This window comes from Paenibacillus sp. FSL R10-2199 (assembly GCF_038000235.1).
Lineage (GTDB): Bacteria > Bacillota > Bacilli > Paenibacillales > Paenibacillaceae > Paenibacillus_AQ > Paenibacillus_AQ phytohabitans.
Map to the genome: position 1 here is coordinate 5,584,626 of NZ_JBBOBO010000001.1, position 20,718 is coordinate 5,605,343.

Here is a 20,718-nt window from a genome sequence, read left to right on the forward strand (position 1 = left end):
CCGGTTATTCCACAATATAATCCGCCAGAATTCGCTCCACTGAAGAAGCGAAGCTTTTGCCGGCGCCCCAATCGAGCTTAAGGATCAATCCGTTGGAGCCTCCCGCCGGAATAAGCCGGACATTACTTCTGCCCTTCAGATTATCCACTAGAATCACCAGCGCCGCCTGATTACCGGACCGGAAATAATACCGCTCATAGACCAGCGTTCCGATCATCTTGCCTTCACCGAGATCATTCAGCTCCTCGTACAACAGCTCCGACTCCTGCGTCATTCCCTCTTTGATCAGCGCAAGCGTCTCATTGGGCTGCAATCTGACATCGAGTTGATAGGCCTCATTCATGCTCATCACCCTCCCACGGGTTTAGGTATACAACTATTTGCCTAGCGGCCTTCGCCAGCCACATCCCAGCGGTGACGGAATTTCTCCAGCCGCGGATGCAGTTGTGCGGGCGCTTCTGACAACAGCAAACGCAGCTTGACGATCCATTCCTCGAATGAGGAATAGGAAGCGAACAGATTAGCCATCTCCGGAGTCAGATAGAGAAAGTAAGGTGCGGAATAGACCTCGCTGATATGGCGCAGCGCAGAATCAAGCGGGGTGTATTTCTTGCGTTTCCCCTCCAGACTTTCCACGGTAATGAAAGAGCGCCCCTGATCTCTTTTCCACTCATGCAGCCGGTCCTCCCGTTTATAAAAAGCCTGCACCGGCTCCTTCGTCATCCGTCTCACGGTTTCTTCATGCAGCGGATACAGCACCAGCTTGGTGAATTTGCGCTCAATCGCTGTCTCAGCCGCCTTCAACAAATCCATATCCGAGATATGCTCGAATGAATCATAGAAGATCAAGGTCCCTTTGCGTTCACCGGCTGGCGGTTCATAACCATAAGGCACATGCTGAATGTCTCGTTTCATCATTACCCTCCTGTGAGCTTCAATATCTACAGCATATCATGCTACCCCGGATCGCGTACAATTCTGAGACCTAGAAACTAAGCCCTGAATGGTAATACTCGCCAAAAAAGCAGCGGTGCCATGATTGGCAATCGCTGCTATATGTAAGTGTCGCGCAGTGCAATGACATTCTGTGCCCAGTATATCTAATATCGGCTGGCAGGTGCCATCTTCCCTACAAGACGGTGAGTCCGTCAGGCTCTGAAGCGGATTGCTCCGCCTGCAGCCGGCAGCGCCGCAGAAACACTTCAGCAAGATCCTTAGCCCGGACCACCAAATACTGATCAGGAAAGCGGAAATCTGTTGAACAAGCGGTCAGCACGTAACCCGGATCTACCGGATATTGCCTGAACGCATGATCGGGCAGCCGGTCACTAAGCACAGACTGCTCATACTTCAAAGCGTACTGCTCGGAGAATACAGATCGGATTGGAATCGTCAGGCCAATGCCCTCCATCTTCAGATAACTCTCCTTACGCGTCCACAAGTCATAGTAATAGCGTATTTGAGCCTCTGATTTCAAGCTCTGGTATTGCTCCATTTCTTCAGGGGACAGGCTGTACCGGGCTAACGCCGGATTTATGGCAGCCATCTTCTGAATGTCGATTCCAACCCGCTGTCCCTTGCGGCTGACGATACCTGCTACCCATTTTCCCGAATGTGAGAGGTTATAGTCCCACGGTTCACGCATAGCAGACAGCCGGGGTTTGCCAAACACCCCTTTGTCAAAACGGATCTCATCATTCCGCATTCCCTCCATATCCATGGCGAACATCCGGGCAAGGATGTCTCCGATAAGAGACCTGCGAACATCGTCTTCACGTTTCAGCCGGCTGCTGCTCATCCGGCGCTCCGGTGACACATGGGGCAGCAGCTCAGGAATCGAAAAAGCAGTCCCGAGTGATACAGCAATGATATGCATGAACGGCCATGCCTCCTATCGGTTCTCCGGTCTATTCCTGCTGCTCCCGGAACCAGCCCAAGGTTTCTTTGACTGCATCCTTGTAAGCGGTTGGAGTATATTCCGGGAACCGCTTCATGAATTTGTTCTCGCTCAGCACCAGCGGATACTGGAATTCGTATAGCAGCTCATGGAATTCCTTAGCTTCTTTATCGAATATACCTGCCAAACCAACTGCCCAGCCCGGGAGGGTCCGGCATTTCCTTGGACTGTCTGCTTCATCCTGGATGATATTCAGGAACTGGCCGCCTTCAATCGCCCCGGAGCCCGACACATGCCATTCCCCTTCTTCCCCGCTATCAGCCAGCAGCACGGCTGCTTTGGCCGCATCGCGGATATAGACCAGATCATGGGGAACATCCAGCCTGACCGGCCAGGCGATGGTTTTGGCCTGCAGCGCTCCGTTGAATATCGGGCCGAATACCCTGTTCGTAACGTTGGGTCCATAGTAGTCGGGATAACGCGGAATGACATAGCGGAAGCCCTTCTCCGCTGCCCGCTTCTTCAGCAGCTCCTCCAGCTGGTTACGGAGCTTCCCTTTTCGGGTAAGTGCCGCCTTGGGATGGTTTTCATCTGCAGGAAGGTATTGGAATCTGCCGTATCCGTAAACATTGCCGGGAAATACCAGCGTCTGCCCGGAATGCAGCTTCGCGGTTACCCGTTCCAGCGCTTTGGGCATGATCGTGTACCAGTCCTGGTAAGGCACATTAAGACAGAAGTAGACCGTTTTCACTCCTGTCAGGAGAGCAGCAAGAGCCCTCTCATCTTGTATATCCAGTGAAGCCATAGTCAGCAGAGGTCCTCTCAGTCTGCTTAGTGCCTCATTAGAACGATTATAGGTCGCTGTTACCAGCTTCCCCCGCCACAGTAATTCTTGGGTAATGGAATGGCCCAAACCGCCATTGCCTCCGATTACGAGATTCATAACATTACCGGCTCCTTATCGAGCGTATGAATACCTTCAGCCACCAGCTTCAGTGTTTATTCAGTCTGCCCGGGATGATGTTTAGCAGTTATGAAGAACCGTTACATGCCGCTTCCTCAGGAACTGCCGGATATAGAACTGCTGCCGAATTCTTAACCTGCTATTAGTATACAGCCAAGAATATGCTGTCATCATTGGGATAATTTGACGATTATTGTCGTTTAAGGTCCTTAATATGTAGATATGGTGAATTATTGGGATTCAATAGTTTTGCATCACCTTACGTTAATCTTCGCCGATCATTGTTCCGGTCAATCATCATTTAAGAGCATTCAGTCTCTGGTCCGCATATACTGCTGCGCCAAGTGTGCCCGCCCTGCTGCCCAGTTCGGCTTGAACGATCCTGCATTTGCTCCCTGAGAGCTTCAGCGCATGAGCATTTACAGTGCCGCGGACGCTGCCCAGCAGCCGTTCTCCTGCGGCAGCCATACCGCCTCCAATAATGATCAGCTCCGGGTTCAGCAGATTAATTACATTAGCCAGACCGTACCCCAGCAGCTCTCCGGTTTCATGCATGACCTCAATCGCCAGCGGGTCCCCGAGATCATAAGCCTCCGAAATCATTTTTGCGGTAATTTGTCCGTCATCCTGATTCGTCCAAGTCTGAATCAGACTGCTCCTGCCATCCAGCAGCTTCTCTTTGAACGTGTTGACCATACCCACAGCAGATACATACCTCCCGAGACAGCCGGAGCTCCCGCAGCGGCAGGGCCGGCCCTGCCGGTACATATTCATATGTCCGATTTCACCAGCGCTGAAGGTTGTTCCGTACAACACCTTGCCGTCATCGACAATGCCTGAGCCCAGTCCGGTTCCAAGTGTGAGCAGCACCAGGTTACGGCATCCTTTTCCGGCTCCCTGCTGCCATTCCCCATATAAGTTAACCCGCACATCATTATCGATGTAGACCGGATAATCATAAAAGGGTTTCATTGCATTCACTATATGTATTTGTTCCCATCCGGGAAAGTTAGGCGAAAAGATGGACAGGCCTTCCTCCGGGTCCAGCAGACCGGGAATTCCCATCCCCATACAGGTGATCTGCTGCTGATCTATCCCCTTGCCCTCTGTCAGCTGTGTAACGGCCAATCTGATCCGCTCCAGCACATGCGCCGGTCCTGCCGCCGCTTCCGTTGGCAGAGACAGCTCCTCGACTGCGTTGAAATCCCCATCGAACAATCCCGCTTTGATATTGGTGCCGCCCAAATCGACGCCTATAGTATAATTGTTCATCGCTTCTGCTCCTTTACAGCAATTGTCCTTATCCTTACTTTACTCTCACCACTTATTATGCGCTTTCATGTATTGGGCAGGTAGGATTTTTTGAGCATTGTTATAGTATTTTCTACACAAAAAAGGGCCGTCCGCGCCAGCCAATGAATAGCTGCTTGGACGACCCTGTATAATGTTCTTTGCGGAATCCCTTAAGACCCCGCACCTTTGTACCGCTTAACGCCATAGCTCCAGGCCATCAGGCCGATGCCGAGGAACACTGCACCCACTACGGGGGTCAGCAGCGCCATCCCCTTCATCTCATCACGGTGGAGGAACAGGGCTGCCGGATAGATCCCGACAAATGCAAACGGGATAATCCAGGTTAGCAGCACCTGAATCGCCCGGTTGTAGATCGTAACCGGATAACGGCCGTAGGTCTGGATATTATACATCAGCGGCAGAATACCCGTCGGCGCATCCGAGTAGAACGAAAGTGAAGTCAATGTCGTATAGATGCCGGTATAGATTGCTACCGCACTGAGTGTCAGGATAATCAGCATCGGAATGGTCCACCATTCGAACGGCAAGCCCAGATTGCTGCCGCTGATGGCCATAACAATCAGTCCGATGAAGGAACCCACAAGTGACGGCGGGTCCACATTCTCCAGGAAGATCTGGAACAGGTTATGCGCCGGACGGGTCAGAATACGGTCCATCTCGCCTTTGACGATATAACGCTCACTGAAGCCCCACATATTCACGAAGCAGCTGAACACGCCGAACGGCACCATGAAGAAGCCGTAGACGAACACCACTTCGTTCTGATTCCAGCCGCCCAGGCTGTCGGTATGCATGAAAATGACCAGAATGAAGATAAAGTTCGTTGCCTGGAAGAGCAGATCGGAAACCACCTCCACCCAGAAATCAGCACGGTAGGTTAACCTTGTCTTCATATAATTTTTCAGATATTCAATTAACAAGCCCAAATAGTACATTCCGGCTCAACCTCCCTGCACGAACAGCCGCTGGCGCGCTGCGTGATATAGCCAGACAATCGGAACCAGCAGGACCAGGAACCAGATCACCTGGATGCCCAGCACATTCCAAATGCCCACTCCCTGCACACGGCCCGTGAATACGGAACCCGGCAGATACGTGATGGCCTGAAAGGGCAGAACCTTGAGAATGGACGATAACCAGCCCGGAAACAGCGTAATCGGGACGATCAGGCCGGAAAACAGGTCAACGATAACACGCTTCATGCGCATCATCCCCTCATTATTCTCGACGAAGAATGCAGAGAGCCCCGTTATGATATTAATCTGTGAGCTGATCAGGAAGCTGAAGAAGAGCATCACCAGGAAACCGATCCAGGCGGATGGTTCTGTCGGCAACTGCACCGGAAACAGCAGAATGGCAATCACCATGCCCGGAATCATCAGCATCATGAAGCGGAACAGGCCTTCGCCAAGTCCCTGCATCATTTTGACCAGAACATAGTTATAAGGGCGGATGAACTGAATCGCGATGCTGCCGTCACGGATATCGGTAGAAATCTCCCTGTCCAGGTTATTGAAATAGAACGCCCGGGCCATCCATGAGACGGCCACATACGTAGTCATCTGCGCTCCGGTAAAGCCGCCTAGCGACTCCCCGTTGCCATATATAGCTTTCCAGGTGAAATAGTTAACCCCGATATTCAGCGTGTAGATCAGAATTCCTGAATAGTAATTGATCCGGTAGGCCAGCATCGTCAGGAAGCGGATGCGGATGAAATCGAAATAAGCGCCGAGCAGCAGCCTGCGTCCGTTCTCTCCAGAACCGCCTGAAGAGCCTCCGGAGGAGGCAACTGCACCATTAAGCTGCTCAGACATGGATGACCTCTTTCTCATCTCGGAGTGCTGCTATCATCTCTTCCGGTTTCTCTGCCGAACCTGACTGATAAATACTGCGGACAATATCGTCCGTGTTCGTCTCAATGATTTTGATGTCTGTAATATCTGCCTGTCCAACCACCCGGCCCAGTACATCCGATACATTCAGCTCGAGCGGAATCCATACCTTGGCACCCAGCTCATTCTCGGCGGTCCAGGTAACCGGCATCCCCTCTGTCCACTGAACCAGCTGCTGCAGCTTCGTCGCAGTACCGAACTGAAACTGCACCTCGCGTCCGGTTCCCCACCGCTGCTTGAGATCCTCCAGACCCCCGTCATAGATAATCCGCCCGTCATCCAGCATGATTACCCGCGAGCAGAGAGCTTCAATATCCTGCAGATCATGCGTCGTCAGCAGAATGGTTGTACCATGCTCACGGTTCATATCCTTGAGGAACTCACGAATCTCCGACTTCACGACAATATCAAGGCCGATCGTCGGCTCATCCAGAAACAGAATTGACGGGTTGTGCAGCAGCGCAGCGACCAGCTCACAGCGCATCCGCTGTCCGAGACTGAGCTTGCGTACCGGACGGTTCAGCAGCTCCTGCAGCTCCAGGCGCTCGACGAGCTCATCCAGCCGTTTTTTGAAATCCTGCTCGGAGACCCGGTATACCTTGCGCAACAGCTGGAACGATTCGATGACACCGATATCCCACCAGAGCTGGCTGCGCTGTCCGAATACGACTCCGATATTCTGTACGAACTTCTCCCGTTCCGCATACGGCACGAAGCCGCCTACAGACAGACTGCCGGCGGTAGGTACGAGAATCCCGGTGAGCATCTTAATCGTGGTCGATTTGCCGGCCCCGTTCTCCCCGATGTATCCGCATATTTCGCCTTCCGGAATACTGAACGAAATGTCCTTCACTGCGGTCACTTCGGAATATTGCCGTTTAAACAAATCAGCGAAGGCCCCTTTGAGGCCCTCGCGGTTTTTTTGGACTTTAAATGTCTTGCGCAAGTCCTGCACTTGAATAGCATTCATAGGTTACCTCACTAAGCTAAGTATTGGGTTCAGTACCCCATTATAATAGAATGAATCCAAAAGTACTACCTATTTCCCTTACCATTCTGCTCTGCCAGAGTACGGCCGGCTTATTTAGCTACTCTGCCCTCAAAAAAATCCGCGCTCTGCACAGCCTCCAGATGTCCCGAGCGGGCTACTTTGGTACGCAGATACTTTTCGTTGAAGACCGAGACATCGCCCCATAGCGGTACTCTTTTGACCGTGTTCATTCCGGCAGCTCTCAGAGCTTCCATCTTCTTCGGATTATTGGTGATAAGGGTCACCGGTTTGTTGCGCAGGGACTGAAGCACGCTGATCGCGTCACTGTAATCTCTGGAATCATCGGCAAAACCCAGCTCCAGATTAGCTTCAACAGTATCATATCCTTCTTCCTGCAAAATATAAGCCATGGCTTTGCTGAACAGGCCGATGCCTCGTCCCTCATGATTAGCCAGGTAAAAGAGGGCACCGGAACCATGCTGGGCAATCATCTTCATCGATGTGTGCAGCTGGAAGCCGCAATCGCAGCGTTTGCTGCCAAAAATATCGCCGGTATGGCAGATGCTGTGCATCCGGATCAGCGCTTCGTCGGAGTTCTCGAAATCCCCATAGACAAGAACGCTCGACTGTTGTCCATCCGCAAGGTTCATCGAAGACAACCGGCTGATGAGCAGCTCTGTAGCCTCTTTACCTTCCGCTTGCTGAAGCTCTTCATCCGTCACTTTCAGCCAGCTGTACCATTTGAAGGTAACGGTCTCCCCGTCCAGGTTCACAGGTAAGGTAATGGGACCAACCAGTATATTCGTGGAATCTTCCATTGAGATCCGTTTGATTTTGTTCTGTAATATGGAAAGGATATCGGGTTTGATCATGAGTGCACCGTCCTAAAAGTTTTGATAGCATTAGCTTCTTCGTTTCCGTTTCGCAAAACTTGCTTCGGAAGCATACACTTAGTTTTGATAGCATAGCCCAAGCAACTTTTCTCCCGAAAATGCGTAATAGCCTATGCCTGGTTCGTAAAATTTTAATATTCATTTTTTGCTCTAGTAACTATTTGTAAGTTAGTTTATCATTGTAATATAAGTTCGTCAAGTTATAATATATATTTAAATATTAATGATTACTTATTGTAAGTTTATGATATAATGAATGTTGAGGTGATGCTAATGAACAATTTCGAAATGTGTCCACGCTTCGAGAAAGCGGTCGATGTGCTTAGTAAACGGTGGGTTGCTCTGATCGTATTCGTACTGATGGATGGTCCGCGGAGATTCGGGGAAATCGAGCATTGCTTATCCAATCTAAGCGGCAAAGTATTATCCGACCGGCTGAAGGAAATGGAGAACGAAGGCATCATTCAGCGTACGGTATATCCTGAAATGCCTGTGCGTATTGAATATTCGTTAACCGACAAAGGCACGGCACTGGCTCCCATTCTTGGTGAAATCGGTAACTGGTCCACGGATTGGATTGAGATTGGCGTGACCAAATGATTGCCGGCCTGCATGCGAAGCAGCGCCCCTGAAGGTTCCTTAACCAGGAAACTTTGAGGGCGCTGTTTGTTTGTCTTATAAATCCTTGCGCTGAAAATGCAGAATTCCTATCGCAAATACAATTACGGTATAACACACAGCATATACGATGAATGACACTGACGGGTACGCGGTGATATTAATGATGCTGAGTCCGCCGTTACTTAGGGAAACCAGGCCGCTGATATCCTTCAGACTGAACAGCTCGGCGGTCATTCTGCGCTGCAAGGCATCTGCCGGCATCAGCATCGACATGATTCCGGTCAGATTATGGAGCACATTCAGCGCGTCGTTCTCCAGCCGCAGCGAACCGCTTAGCTTATCAAGCATTCCTCCCAGAAACCCTGCCCCATAGAGCATCGTCATGAACACACCGTTACCCAGCGCCGAGAAAATCCCTGAGCCCAGCATGGATACAGAGATTAACAATGGAACCACAGAAGCAAACAGCAGAAATGACTTCACTAGTGCTGCCGGATCTCTGGGTACACTCGCATGGACATTTGTGATCAGCAGGATAGCCAGAAATAGAATGAAGGCATATACTGCACCCAGTGTCACGAAACCGAGCCAGCGGCCAAGATACCATTTCCAGCGGGGCAGCGGCCGGGGCAGCAATGCCTGCATGACTCCTTGTTCCGCTTCCCCGGCAATTACCGAGAACGAGCTGAAGATCGCCAGAAAGGCGATTACAAAGGCGCCGAAAAAGTATCCCAGACTAAGAATAAAAGCGCCGTTCGTAAATCGTGTGAACAGCTCGCTCCCGTTATGTACGGACCCTGCCCCGGGGTCATTCTTTCCAACCGTATCGGCCACAAACCAGAAGGCGATCAGAAAGACAAACGTGAGCAGCAGAGTCAGCAGCATCACCTTTTTGCGCAGCATTTCCTTCCATGTCATTTCAAGTATGGTATTCATTCGCTCTCCCCCCTATGGCTAAGTCCGGATACGGCATCCATGAACCACTCTTCCAGCCGTTCTTGTTTGCGGGTTACCTCATATAGAGTCATCCCCTGCTCCACAATCAGCCCGTTCAGCCAGCCCGCCTGCTCCTCGTTGTCCAGCTCTGCTTCCAGCCATACGACACTGCTGCCTAATTCCGGCTCTTGCCCGGTTTTTCCGGCTCCAGCGGCCGTCTGCCGGATGGTAAGCCCTGTATGCTCATTCAGCCAGGACAGCAAAAAAGGCGTATACCCGCCCACTTTGAAATGCCAGCTGGTCCGCTTGCTCAGGATCTCTGATACTTTGCCGTGCCGCAGGACCGCCCCGTTATTAAGCAGGGCCATCCGGTCGCACAGCACTTCAACATCCTCAAGCAAATGGGAGTTGAGAAATATCGTGATCCCCCTCTCCTTCAGCCGCTCCAGAATCATCCGTACTTCCATTCTCCCGATTGGATCAAGAGCAGAGGAGGGTTCATCAAGAAAAATAATTTCCGGCTCATTGACTAGCGCACAAGCCAGTCCCAGCCGCTGCTGCATTCCCTTGGAATAATGCTTGACCCTGTCCTTCCCGCGCTGACCAATGCCTACTTCCTGCAGCAGCTGTGGGATCCTTCTATCCGCCAGAGTCTTCTCGATCCGGCATAGCTTGGCATGCAGTCTGACTACCTCTTCTCCGGTCAGCCACTCCTGATAACGGTATAGCTCCGGCAAATATCCAATCTTGGCTTTGGCTTCAAGAGAACCGAGCGGGTGACCCAGGATGGAAGCATTCCCGCCTGTTGGCGAGATGAGTCCCACCAGCATTTTGACGAAGGTGCTCTTGCCTGCACCGTTGGGGCCGAGGAAGCCGAAGGCTTCCCCTTTCCCCACAGTGATGGTAACATCCCGGCAACCGCGTCCATTAGTATACTCTTTGGTCAGGGCGTTAGCATCAATTGCAGGTACGCTGCTCATTGTGTGATCAACTCCTGTACTTTCTGAATGAATTGATCCCTGTCTGGATAGACATCTCCGCCAGTAAGCTGGAGCATCTGACCATCCTGTACCCAGACTGCAGAATAGCTATAGCCTCTGCTGAACTTCATTTCGGTTAGAATAACAGGGGTGTCGGCCACCGTAATCTGTTCATCATTGCTGCCCTTTATCAGCGGCATCGGAATATCGCCTGACAGAATCCGGCTCTTCTGCAGGTCACTTCTCAGATAATCGGGAATTAGCGGAAAGTTAACTACGGCATCCAACGCTTCATCTATATCTATAGAAGGATCAACAGTAACTACAGGTGTATTCATCTGTGACAGAGTAGCCCAATGCTCCGGATCTGGAGACAGGTCATAATTCACAATTTCGGGCAAATGCAGTGTAAGCGGTTTTCCGTCCACAGACTCCGGCAACAGATCGTTCGAGCCTACACGCTTCAACGCCTGATTCACTTCATCCACGTTCAGCGTAAGAGTAATATCACGGGACGGACTCACCTCTACAGTCTTCATGCCAGTCATATCTTGGCCCTTCAGAGGTTCATATCCCAGCACTCCTTGTATTTCCCCAACCGGGAGCTTGCCCTCGACAGATCCGTTAGCGAATGTGAAAGTGCCAAAGGAATTCATCGTCTTGTGGAAATTCCCTTCCCCGCTCACCTGATAGAACATATCGCGCAGATCGCTCTCTTCCACTACAGCTACATCCTGCATCCGGAACTGGTTGAGGATAGCAGCCATGGCGGTATTGCCTACTGGAGTAGCCAGAATAGCGGCGAAGATGGCAACCCCTGCAGCGGCAGCAGCCCACTTACGGCTGCGGCTCAGCACTGGTCTGCGTGATTTGCTGATGGAATTCTGCGGAAGCTCTGAACCTGTATTTTCTCTTGCTCTTACTGAAGATATAGAATTGATTCCGCTTGCCGCAGAATCCGTTATAACAGTTTCCTCTGTTTGAGCCGCTAATGCTGCCTCCTGCTTGCCCCATTCGGCCCAAACCGGATTTACCGGTTCTTGTCCGAGCTTCTCCTGCAATTTAGCCCATGCCTCGTCTGTTCCCACGGGCTGAGAATTCCCGTTTGCTCTATTGTTCATTGCTTCATTCCTCCCGGATGATCTTATTCTTGCGGAAGCGACTTCACCGCATGCTGTTTCAATTTGGCGGTAGCCCTGCTTAACAGCGTGCCTACTACCGGCGGTTTCACTCCGAGCTCTCCGGCGATCTCTGCATAGCTGTAACCCGAATACTTAAGCAGCAGAGCCTGCCGGTCCCGCTCGGGAAGCCCGTCCAGCCAGCTCCGCACATCTTCCTGGTCCAGCTTGCCCAACACTACTTCTTCCCCCGTAGGGGCTGAGGCATCTGTATCGTACATTAACTCCTGTTTATTAATCAGTCTTCGCTCCCGCACTTGCTTGTTCAGGTAATCGTATCCGATCCGTGTAAGCACTCTATGCAGCCAGGCTCCCAGAGCTTCGGGATCATCCGGCGGATTTCTGTACAGTCTCAGAAATACCTCCTGCGCCAAATCATCGGCTGCACTCTCATCCCTTACAAGCGCGGACAGCTTTCGGCGCACGATTGGATAATGTGTATAAAAAATCGATTTAAAGTTGTCTGATTCCGGAATGTCCATCAGGTAATCCTCCTTATCCGCTGCAGCTATAAGTAAGACGAAGGCTGAAGCATATTTGTATCATTCCCGTTTCAAATATTCATCCCATTCTTACCATAAGAGCTGCCGATACGCAAAATAACCCCACAAAGTGGGGCCTTAAGTTCGATGTATATTCAATTAAATAGGCACTACCCGTACCCTACATGTCCATGTTAAGTATTCAGATAATTACCATCCGCAAGGTCAGAATATCCATAAATGTGACAAAAATCAAAGAAAAAACGTACCAATTTAGTATAGACAGGTTGCTCTGAACGGTAAAATATAGTAATTTTAAAAGTGTAAGCTATTATAAATTGAGAGGTGGAGCTAACGATGGAAAAGATGTGTATGGAAATGATGATGAACATGTGTATGGAGGACATGATGTGCAAGATGAAGAACATGAAGATGTGCATGGAAAAAATGACCGAAATGGGCATGATGGACATGGATATGGACATGATGATGAAGAAAATGCAGGAATGCGATGAAATGATGACCATGTGTATGACCATGATGCGTGAAGGAATGCAAATGTCCAAGTAAGTGACCGCAAGTTGTTGAAGTGAATCCGCTAAATTCACTCTAACAGTATATTCGCATATCATGGCAGAGCAGACTAACTGCATGCCATTTTTTATGTCTATTTTTTATTTATATTTCTGTATCTTCTACCTTATTATATCTCCGAATATCCCTTGCCTGGCCTATCTGATCTTGATATACCGATCCTGAATCTGTTTGGCTACGGTAATCCGCTCCATCTTCAGCTCCCAAATCTGCTCTTTCCACCGGTCGCTACCCTCATCATCCTCATGATCTCTCAGCTTATTGAATAACTGCAGCAGCATGAAGTTAATGTGATCGAACCGCGACCAAAGCTCTCTTACGCTATCCACTTGTTTCTGTGCTTCCGCAAGCTCTTTATAGTTCTTCAAGCGATCCAGGAGATCAGCCTGCCACTGTTCATCGTTAATTGCTATGGCGTAATTTAGAAGATCCAGATAATCATCGATTGACATGTGTACCGACTCCTTAATTTCTTTATACCAAGTATTATACTCGGTATTATGTATATTGCAATAGTTTGCATAAAAAAAAGCAGACATCCAAGATGTCCGCTTCGGAATAACTATTACGCTGCAGAGTTACATCAGCTTTTTAATATCATCCTTAATCTGCTCGGACTGCGGTCCGAATACAATCTGTACAGCCCCTTGCCCCAGTCTCATTACACCGGAAGCGCCAAGCTGTTTAAGTGCAGAGTCCTTAACCGCCTTGTCATCGTTAACGTTAAGTCGCAGACGGGTAATACAGGCATCGATGCTGCGGATGTTCGCAGGACCGCCGATATTCTCCAGAATCTTAGCAGCCCGGGAAGAAGCTGATGCGGTTGTTGTACCTTTGCCTAGGTCAATCATTTCATCATCTGTATCATCTTCACGGCCTGGTGTTTTGAGATTGAATTTCACGATGACAAAGCGGAACAATACATAATATAGTAAGAAGAATGCCAGCCCTACAGGGAACAGAACCCATGCATTCGTTGAAATCTTCAAATTGGTCAGATAATCAATTAGACCTGCGGAGAAGCTGAAGCCCAACCGTACATCCAGGATGTACATCACAGCCATAGACACACCGGTGAGAAGCGCATGCACGAGGTACAGAAGTGGTGCCACAAACATGAACGAGAATTCAAGCGGTTCAGTGATACCTGTAAGTATTGAGGCAATAGCAGAACCAATGAAAATCGATGCCACCATTTTTTTCTTTTCCGGTTTTGCAGTATGGATGAAGGCAAGCGCCGCACCCGGCAAAGCGAACATCATAATCGGGAAGAAACCGGTGGTGAACATCCCTGCACTTTTATCCCCAGCCAGGAAGCGCCAAACATCTCCATGGACGACCTCGCCGGCTGCGTTCGTATAATCACCGAGCTGGAACCATGCAATAGTGTTAATGACATGATGAAGGCCAATCGGAACAAGCAGACGGTTTGCGGTTCCGAATACAAATGCGCCAATTGCACCAAGGCCTACTACCCAATTTCCGAATTCACTGATGACATCCTGTACCGGACTCCAGATCATACCAATGAAAACAGCCAGCACCATAGTCGAAGCCGCAGTAATTATCGGAACAAAACGTTTACCTGCGAAGAAGCCCAGCCAATCCGGCATTTTGATATTATGATATTTCTTGTACAGGAATGCTGCCCAGGCTCCGGCAAAGATACCGCCAAGCACACCCATATCCAACACAACATCATCGCTAATGAAACCAAAGGTTCCCGGAACGATCAACAATATTTTGGTAAGAACCATATAAGCAATCAGTGCGGATAAAGCAGCTACGGCATCCCCGGCGAATCCAATGGCGACACCAATTGCAAAAATTAAGGCCAGATTGCCGAATACCGCACCAGCACCTGCGTTTAAGAATGGAGCAACGTATTGGTTCAAGAATCCACCTATTGTGCTACCCAGATGCAAATCCTTTTCATAATCGAGAAGTCCAAGCCCTTGCAGAATCGCTGCCGCCGGCAATGTAGCGACTGGTAGCATCAGAGACTTCCCTAACTTCTGTAAAAAAGCTAACATAATGAAATCATCTCCCGGTTTCATATTAGTACGTATATGTTTTTATAGCTTTGAAACCACTGTAAGAATACTGTTCTGTCCCGCAAATACTGCGCCGTAATGGCATTTGACTTCCGGGGTGTACTCCTCGCTGCTGGTCACAATGACTGGTGTAATGGTTCGGTACCCCGCTGTCCGTATCGCCTCGAGATCGAACTCAATCAGCGTCTGGCCTGCTTTCACTTCATCTCCGGTAGCAATACTGCTGATGAAGCCGTTTCCCTTCAGGCTGACCGTATCGATCCCAATATGCATCAGGAGCTGCAGACCGGAGGAATGCTCCAGGATAAGTGCGTGATTGGTTTTGACCACATGGGCGATTGTTCCGTCAAAGGGAGCGATTAATCTGCCCTCGGTCGGTTCTATGGCAATTCCCTTACCCATATGCCCGCCGGCAAACGTCTCATCCGGTACTTCAGATAACGGAACGGCTTGCCCGCTGACCGGAGCGGGTATCTCAATACTTGCTTCAGCATGTTTCTCTTCTTTTTTGGATTTCCATCTGGAAAACATAAATGTCACTCCTTGCTGCTGTTATTTATTTTTCTCTAAGGTCTGGAATAACCGGTGCAGATGCATGGCAAGGAAGCATATTTCTTCTTCCGGTACGTCTACGCCGAGCTTGCCCTGCATGATCTTTCCCATTTTGAGAGCCAGCTTGTATTCATCCTTGTATTCTTTCTTGATATGCTTCACGAATGGATTATCAATGAGCGAACCCTGCAGAATCCGTTCAATAGAGAATCTCAGGTGTACCATCAGCCGGACATGATTCATACTGCCCTGTTCAAAAATAATATTGCGTTCGTTGCGGATCATATCCATCAGATCACTGACGATGTTAGAGGCTTTGACCAGCTGGCCAACCGGCACATTGCTGACCGCAGAATATACGTGATAGGTGAGGAATCCGACTTCATCTTCAGGAATCCGCACCTCGAATTCCACGCTGATCTTCTCCGCTGCCTTGTAAGCGATCTCAAATTCCCTGGGAAAGGTCATCCGCGTTTCCTCAAGGAACGGATTGACAATGTCCATACCGCTCCGCAAGCGGAATATGGTGAACTGGATATGGCTGGGGAGCGCCAAATAGATCTTGTCGTTTAACTTGCCGGGAAACTCACGGGCGATATCCGAAATAATCTCATCCGTAATCCTCATGACCTTGGGATCTATGTCTTCCAGCAGAATCTGATACTGGCTCCATTCCTCCCGGTCCTCCAGCCGAAACAGCTTCTCAATCCGGGGATCATCCGCATCAATCACACCTGCGTCTTTAAGCGCAAAACCGATGCCCTTGCCGATAATCACATATTCCTTGCTTTTCTTGCCTCCTTGGACCATCACGACATTATTTCCAATCACCCGCAAAACCTGAAATTGTTCATTTTCCCTCGCCAAGTTCTCCCTCCTTTCCGCCCATTGCCTGATTTTTCGCACAAAAAAGAGCCAAGACTGACTCAAACGAATGAGATCAGATCTTGGCTCATGCCCTATTAAGGTAACACGCCACTTGCATATAAATGATCATTTATGATCTCATAATAAATCATACCTTGTGTTCCGTCAATGAGTTTTTCGAAAAGTCAAGTTTTACCCCGACAGTCATGATTTCAAGATCTATTCTATACCTATATACATTATTTATACACTCTACAAAATGCGATATTCATACTTGTTATAAACACTTTCTAATGATTCATGCGATTCCTTCACAGTTATTAATTTACATTCTAATCATTTTTTTGACTTATTATTACTTTTAATTAAAAATATTGCGTATCATGTAAGGTTGGACTATTATGACAATATTCCATGGAAAAAATTACTAAAGGAGAAGAGAAGATGAATAAAACCTCGATTTCGGACATTTTTGAAGAACTTAATGCAGATGAATTTGATTTGAATGGGGCTGGCTTTAGCGCTGCAGAATGCGCTTACTTATGGTCGATGTGCCTCATATACCCGCAAGGTTGTACAAGCCCTTGCGTACTCTTTTACCAAGGCTGTTCTTAAGTATTGGTTATAAAGGCCCCGGAAGGGGCCTTTATCTCAAGGGGGATGCATACGATGCTTAAAAAAATTCATATTCATACAAAACAACAAGACTCTGCAGATTGCGGCACAGCATGTGTTATGAGCCTGTTAAATTTTTATGATAACTATCTTAATTATCAATATCTTAGAGATATACTAAAAACTGATACTACGGGAACAAGGTCAAGCAGTATGATCCATTCTTTGCAAAATCTTGGGTTTGAGGCAAAACTGGTCCGATTAAAACAGTTAAATGTGGTCTCCATGCAAAAAATTGTATATCCGTGCATTGCACATACATTCGTTGCCGGTCTTGAACACTACATCGTTCTTTATGGTCTTAAGAAGAATAGATTGATCGTTAGTGACCCCCAAAAGGAAAAAATATGTCTAGTAAGCTTCGATGAATTTATTTCTTCTTTTACAGGAGTAATAATCCTGGCATATCCTTCATTAAGCACTTCATTAATCTCGCCCATGCAAAAGAAAAAAAATAGTGCAGGTCAAAAAATATGGCGGATTTGCAAGCATAACCTGCCCTATATTCTTCTCTCTGCTTTTTTTGCTTTGGTTGCTGCTATATCTGCTGTCGTATTTTCTTATATTTACCGAGCAGCATTTGACTTTGTTGTTCCTGAGAAAAACGAAGATTTACTGAACCAGATCATAGGAGCTTTCTTGCTAATTATTCTCGTTAAGGGTTTGTTTGAATTTCTGAGAGGAATGTTCATCTCTATGCTTAGTAGAAGAATTGATGATCGTTTGGCTAATCATTTTTTTACAAAAATACTTAAATTACCCTTAAATTTTTTTACTAGCAGAGAAAACGGAGATACTCTTGCACGTTTTCACGACATTTCTAGTGTTAGAAATTTAATCAGTAACACTTTAATTTTGAGTGCCATTGACCTGATGACTATCTGCATAACCTCTTTCATCTTGTATAAGGAGAATCAACAGCTGTTTTTAATATCGCTCTCGCCGGTGCTAATTTATCTGTGCATCAACAGCTTGTTCTTCAATCAATTACATAAATCCAGCAAAAAAAGTATAGAAGATCAATCTTATTTGACCAGTCATATGATTCAAGTACTTGAAGGCATGGAATCCATACATGCCCTTAATAAACAGCCTTATGTCCATCAGAATCTCATTAATAAATTGAAGGGAGTTCTTAAGCGGAATTTTCTATTCAACCTGCTTTCCAATATCAACATTTCACTCACTCGAACTATCCAATCATTTTTTAGCCTGGTTGTCTTATGGGTCGGCATCAAACAGATTATTAATGATCAGTCCAGCATTGGACAATTAATGACCTTTACGGCACTTGCCAGCTACTTCATTCTTTCGGTGGAACGATTGGTAAATGCTCAGCCTGACATCATTAAAGCTTATGTTGCCATTAACCGATATTACGAATATTTGGATTATCCGACCCCTGAGAACAGTGTTTCCGGAATCCTCTGCAGAATTGATTCCATTATTTTTGATAAGCTTTCCTACTCGTACACCAACAGCAAGGTGCTGGAGAATTTATCTCTCGTGATATCACGTAACGAAAGTATCGCAATTGTTGGACAGAGTGGTTCGGGTAAAACTACTTTGGCCAAATTGATTGTTCGTATTCTGGATTCAAATGAAGGCAAATTAATGATAAATCATACGGATATCAATAACCTTGATATATATTCTGTCCGTCAGAAAATCATTTATCTATCACAAAACCCTTTCTTTTTTGCCGGAAGCTTACGGGAGAACTTGTGTATGGGTACCGATTTTACGGAGAAAGAGCTTAAAATTGCTTGTGAAGCTGCCTGTATCTGGGAAGAAATTCAGCGGATGCCTGGGCAACTTGGCTATGCCGTATTAGAGAGCGGGAGCAATTTTTCATTAGGACAAAAGCAAAGACTCTCATTAGCACGTGCTCTTCTTAATAAGCCTGAAGTAGTGATTTGTGATGAGATCATGAGCAATGTTGATGTGGAGAAGTGCCGTATAATCTACAATAATCTACAAAATATCCAGCTTACAAGATTATATATTACTCATAAGCCTGAGGATATCCCTTATGTAGATAAAATCTTTGACCTTGATAAAAACATGTTAATTAAGATTCGCGAGGAGGTTTCGGTGTGATCAAAAAGCTTATTCTCTTAACAGTTTCAGTAGCAGCAGTAATTATTTTGTTATTGAATGTATTCCACTCCATTGGAGCTGAAAAACCCCTGTATACAAATATCACCCTCTCAGAATATCAAAAGAAAATTAGTGATCTTGAAAATTTCTCGATTTATATCTATGCTACATCCTGCCGAGCGTGTCAGACTTTTAAACCCATTGTTAACGAAGTGCTTAAAAACAAACCAAATGTAGTCTATGCTCTAAATCTTGATAAAAACCAAAATAGAGATCTATCCTTTTTAAAAGAACAAAATATCTCACTAACCCCTACGATGGTAAACTACGAAAAAGGTAAAGAGATCGCCAAAAAAGAAGGCGTTCTATCTGAAACTGAACTAAAAAACTTTTTAAATCTTAATTAGTGTAAGAAGGGAGTACCGTATGCTACTCGCAGATATCTTTCAACATATTCGTAAGGAAAATCCTCTTTGCATAGATAACGATTTGGCCCAGATAATTGAGTGCATTACATATATTAATCCCCATCCGCAAAACAATGAAAAGACAGAAATCATTCACGAATTCCCTTTATCGTTTAAGAATGAACCTTCCCCGCTCCTTACTTTTTGTGTACTAACGAAAAATGAAGAGAGATGTATTCAGAGATGTATTCAGAGCATTTACAATCATGCCGACGAGATTATAGTAATTGATACAGGCTCAACGGATAACACCTTAGAAGTAATTAGATCCGAATTTGAAGGGATCCGCATCTATAATAAGGAATGGACTAACGATTTTTCGGATATTCGCAACTACGCCTTAAATCTAGCGACGTATACATGGGTTTTTTTTCTCGATGCTGATGAGTACATGAAACCAGAGAGTCTAGATACCCTGAAGGATACTCTGAAGCTGGCAGAAATGATAGAGGACCAATGCTATTGTCTCAGTCCGTCCATTCTTGATTTAAATGGCAACCGATATACCAATACGCAAAGAATTTTGAACAAGAAATTTGATTTTTACTACACTGGTAGAGTACATGAAGAACCTAAATCTCATCGATTCAATAAGGTTTTTGATATTGGCCTTTCACTAACTATTTTTCATGACGGTTATGAGCAAAATATTTATCTCAACAAGAGAAAGGCTGAACGAAACATGAATATGATTAAATTAATGCTGAATGAAGAACCAAATAATCTTAAATGGAATTATTATCACGCTAGAGCGCTTCTCAGATATCAACAAGCACCGGAAGAATATGAAGCAGAACAAGAACTGCTAAGAGTATCAGTGACAGTGAATAAATACACTTCAAGATCTCTTATATTACTGGGTCAGCTCTACTGCAAACGCGCTGATATCATGAATCTAAAAAAGATCATCGCTTTAATTAAGGAATCTAATACATTCGTTCCTCAGGTTGATCTTATGTATCTGGAAATGGCTTTGAACCTCATGCTCGTACTTACCAGAATGAACACTATACGAAATGAAGCAGAGAAACTGATAGGTGGAATTAATAATAGCTTGATTCATTCCAGAAATGAACACCTAAAGAATATAGCGGGGCTGTATAGTTTTCATATGGCTGATTTCAACAAAATTACCGATTTTCTCACGTCTAATGAGAACAGTTTAAATGAAATCCCAATTATACATGAAGAAATCGCTTCCTCTTTGAATCTATTGGACAGGATGAAACATAAATTATCGCAGATATATTAAAAGGGGTGT

The 20,718-nt window shown here is 46.8% G+C and carries 22 protein-coding genes; 5 read left to right on the plus strand and 17 right to left on the minus strand.

Annotation, left to right across the window (positions count from 1 at the left end; genetic code table 11):
- Window positions 1–4: 4 nt before the first annotated feature.
- From NYE33_RS24410 to NYE33_RS24450, 9 genes are all read right to left on the minus strand, one after another.
- On the minus strand, window positions 5–343 hold the full coding sequence (locus tag NYE33_RS24410; RefSeq protein WP_042136964.1) for a DUF6054 family protein: 339 nt from the start codon (window positions 341–343) through the stop codon (window positions 5–7).
- Between the two features lie 41 nt (window positions 344–384).
- Window positions 385–915: a hypothetical protein gene (locus tag NYE33_RS24415; protein ID WP_340948950.1), complete on the minus strand. Its 531-nt coding sequence runs from the start codon at window positions 913–915 to the stop codon at window positions 385–387.
- A 214-nt stretch (window positions 916–1,129) separates the two neighbouring features.
- Window positions 1,130–1,876: a 4'-phosphopantetheinyl transferase family protein gene (locus tag NYE33_RS24420; protein ID WP_341067976.1), complete on the minus strand. Its 747-nt coding sequence runs from the start codon at window positions 1,874–1,876 to the stop codon at window positions 1,130–1,132.
- A gap of 31 nt (window positions 1,877–1,907) precedes the next feature.
- Entirely contained in the window at window positions 1,908–2,840 is a 933-nt protein-coding gene (locus NYE33_RS24425) for an NAD-dependent epimerase/dehydratase family protein (protein WP_341067979.1), read from the minus strand.
- A gap of 318 nt (window positions 2,841–3,158) precedes the next feature.
- A complete protein-coding gene (locus NYE33_RS24430; RefSeq protein WP_042136957.1) occupies window positions 3,159–4,133 on the minus strand; it encodes an ROK family protein in 975 nt (324 codons plus the stop codon).
- 191 nt (window positions 4,134–4,324) lie between these two features.
- Window positions 4,325–5,110 (minus strand): ABC transporter permease, encoded by a 786-nt coding sequence (locus tag NYE33_RS24435; RefSeq protein WP_039292825.1) that lies wholly within the window; start codon window positions 5,108–5,110, stop codon window positions 4,325–4,327.
- Window positions 5,111–5,116: 6 nt separating this feature from the next.
- A complete protein-coding gene (locus NYE33_RS24440; RefSeq protein ID WP_039292934.1) occupies window positions 5,117–5,911 on the minus strand; it encodes an ABC transporter permease in 795 nt (264 codons plus the stop codon).
- Between the two features lie 70 nt (window positions 5,912–5,981).
- Window positions 5,982–7,037 carry an ABC transporter ATP-binding protein gene (locus tag NYE33_RS24445; protein ID WP_042136955.1) on the minus strand — a complete coding sequence of 352 codons (1,056 nt, stop codon included), beginning with the start codon at window positions 7,035–7,037 and terminating at the stop codon, window positions 5,982–5,984.
- 110 nt (window positions 7,038–7,147) lie between these two features.
- The gene (locus tag NYE33_RS24450; RefSeq protein ID WP_042136953.1) at window positions 7,148–7,930 is read right to left on the minus strand and encodes a GTP cyclohydrolase II; all 783 of its coding nucleotides are present in this window, start codon (window positions 7,928–7,930) and stop codon (window positions 7,148–7,150) included.
- A 294-nt stretch (window positions 7,931–8,224) separates the two neighbouring features.
- On the opposite strand from NYE33_RS24450, the gene NYE33_RS24455 reads away from it, so the two are divergent.
- Window positions 8,225–8,551, plus strand: coding sequence for a winged helix-turn-helix transcriptional regulator (locus NYE33_RS24455; protein ID WP_039292833.1), 327 nt, complete (start codon window positions 8,225–8,227; stop codon window positions 8,549–8,551).
- Between the two features lie 75 nt (window positions 8,552–8,626).
- Here the strand turns inward: NYE33_RS24455 and NYE33_RS24460 are convergent, their stop codons facing one another.
- Genes NYE33_RS24460 through NYE33_RS24475 form a run of 4 tightly spaced genes read right to left on the minus strand, consistent with a single transcriptional unit; the run spans window position 8,627 to window position 12,148 of the window.
- The gene (locus tag NYE33_RS24460) at window positions 8,627–9,508 is read right to left on the minus strand and encodes an ABC transporter permease (protein WP_042136952.1); all 882 of its coding nucleotides are present in this window, start codon (window positions 9,506–9,508) and stop codon (window positions 8,627–8,629) included.
- Window positions 9,505–10,488 carry an ABC transporter ATP-binding protein gene (locus NYE33_RS24465; RefSeq protein WP_076244925.1) on the minus strand — a complete coding sequence of 328 codons (984 nt, stop codon included), beginning with the start codon at window positions 10,486–10,488 and terminating at the stop codon, window positions 9,505–9,507. Before NYE33_RS24465 ends, NYE33_RS24460 begins: the two co-directional genes overlap by 4 nt.
- Complete coding sequence (locus tag NYE33_RS24470; protein WP_341067983.1) at window positions 10,485–11,609, minus strand: hypothetical protein; 1,125 nt, start codon at window positions 11,607–11,609, stop codon at window positions 10,485–10,487. The genes NYE33_RS24465 and NYE33_RS24470 overlap by 4 nt, the downstream gene beginning before the upstream one ends.
- Before the next feature lie 23 nt (window positions 11,610–11,632).
- Window positions 11,633–12,148, minus strand: coding sequence for a sigma-70 family RNA polymerase sigma factor (locus NYE33_RS24475; RefSeq protein WP_042136946.1), 516 nt, complete (start codon window positions 12,146–12,148; stop codon window positions 11,633–11,635).
- Between the two features lie 357 nt (window positions 12,149–12,505).
- Between NYE33_RS24475 and NYE33_RS24480 the strand changes: the two genes are divergently transcribed.
- Window positions 12,506–12,718, plus strand: coding sequence for a hypothetical protein (locus tag NYE33_RS24480; RefSeq protein WP_039292850.1), 213 nt, complete (start codon window positions 12,506–12,508; stop codon window positions 12,716–12,718).
- A gap of 161 nt (window positions 12,719–12,879) precedes the next feature.
- Here NYE33_RS24480 and NYE33_RS24485 read toward each other — a convergent pair whose 3' ends face one another.
- The 4 genes from NYE33_RS24485 to NYE33_RS24500 all read right to left on the minus strand — a co-directional run bounded on the left by NYE33_RS24485 (window position 12,880) and on the right by NYE33_RS24500 (window position 16,215).
- Window positions 12,880–13,194, minus strand: a complete 315-nt coding sequence (locus tag NYE33_RS24485) for a hypothetical protein (RefSeq protein WP_341067985.1) — start codon at window positions 13,192–13,194, stop codon at window positions 12,880–12,882.
- Between the two features lie 126 nt (window positions 13,195–13,320).
- A complete protein-coding gene (locus NYE33_RS24490) occupies window positions 13,321–14,775 on the minus strand; it encodes a PTS transporter subunit EIIC (protein ID WP_336100589.1) in 1,455 nt (484 codons plus the stop codon).
- Between the two features lie 42 nt (window positions 14,776–14,817).
- Entirely contained in the window at window positions 14,818–15,327 is a 510-nt protein-coding gene (locus NYE33_RS24495; RefSeq protein WP_042136942.1) for a PTS sugar transporter subunit IIA, read from the minus strand.
- A 21-nt stretch (window positions 15,328–15,348) separates the two neighbouring features.
- Window positions 15,349–16,215, minus strand: a complete 867-nt coding sequence (locus NYE33_RS24500; protein WP_076244917.1) for a PRD domain-containing protein — start codon at window positions 16,213–16,215, stop codon at window positions 15,349–15,351.
- A gap of 669 nt (window positions 16,216–16,884) precedes the next feature.
- On the opposite strand from NYE33_RS24500, the gene NYE33_RS24505 reads away from it, so the two are divergent.
- The 3 genes from NYE33_RS24505 to NYE33_RS24515 are packed head-to-tail and all read left to right on the plus strand — an operon-like array spanning window position 16,885 to window position 20,709.
- A complete protein-coding gene (locus NYE33_RS24505; protein ID WP_076244914.1) occupies window positions 16,885–18,990 on the plus strand; it encodes a peptidase domain-containing ABC transporter in 2,106 nt (701 codons plus the stop codon).
- Complete coding sequence (locus tag NYE33_RS24510; protein ID WP_083705577.1) at window positions 18,987–19,397, plus strand: thioredoxin family protein; 411 nt, start codon at window positions 18,987–18,989, stop codon at window positions 19,395–19,397. Before NYE33_RS24505 ends, NYE33_RS24510 begins: the two co-directional genes overlap by 4 nt.
- Before the next feature lie 19 nt (window positions 19,398–19,416).
- Complete coding sequence (locus NYE33_RS24515; RefSeq protein WP_042136939.1) at window positions 19,417–20,709, plus strand: glycosyltransferase; 1,293 nt, start codon at window positions 19,417–19,419, stop codon at window positions 20,707–20,709.
- Window positions 20,710–20,718: the final 9 nt, after the last annotated feature.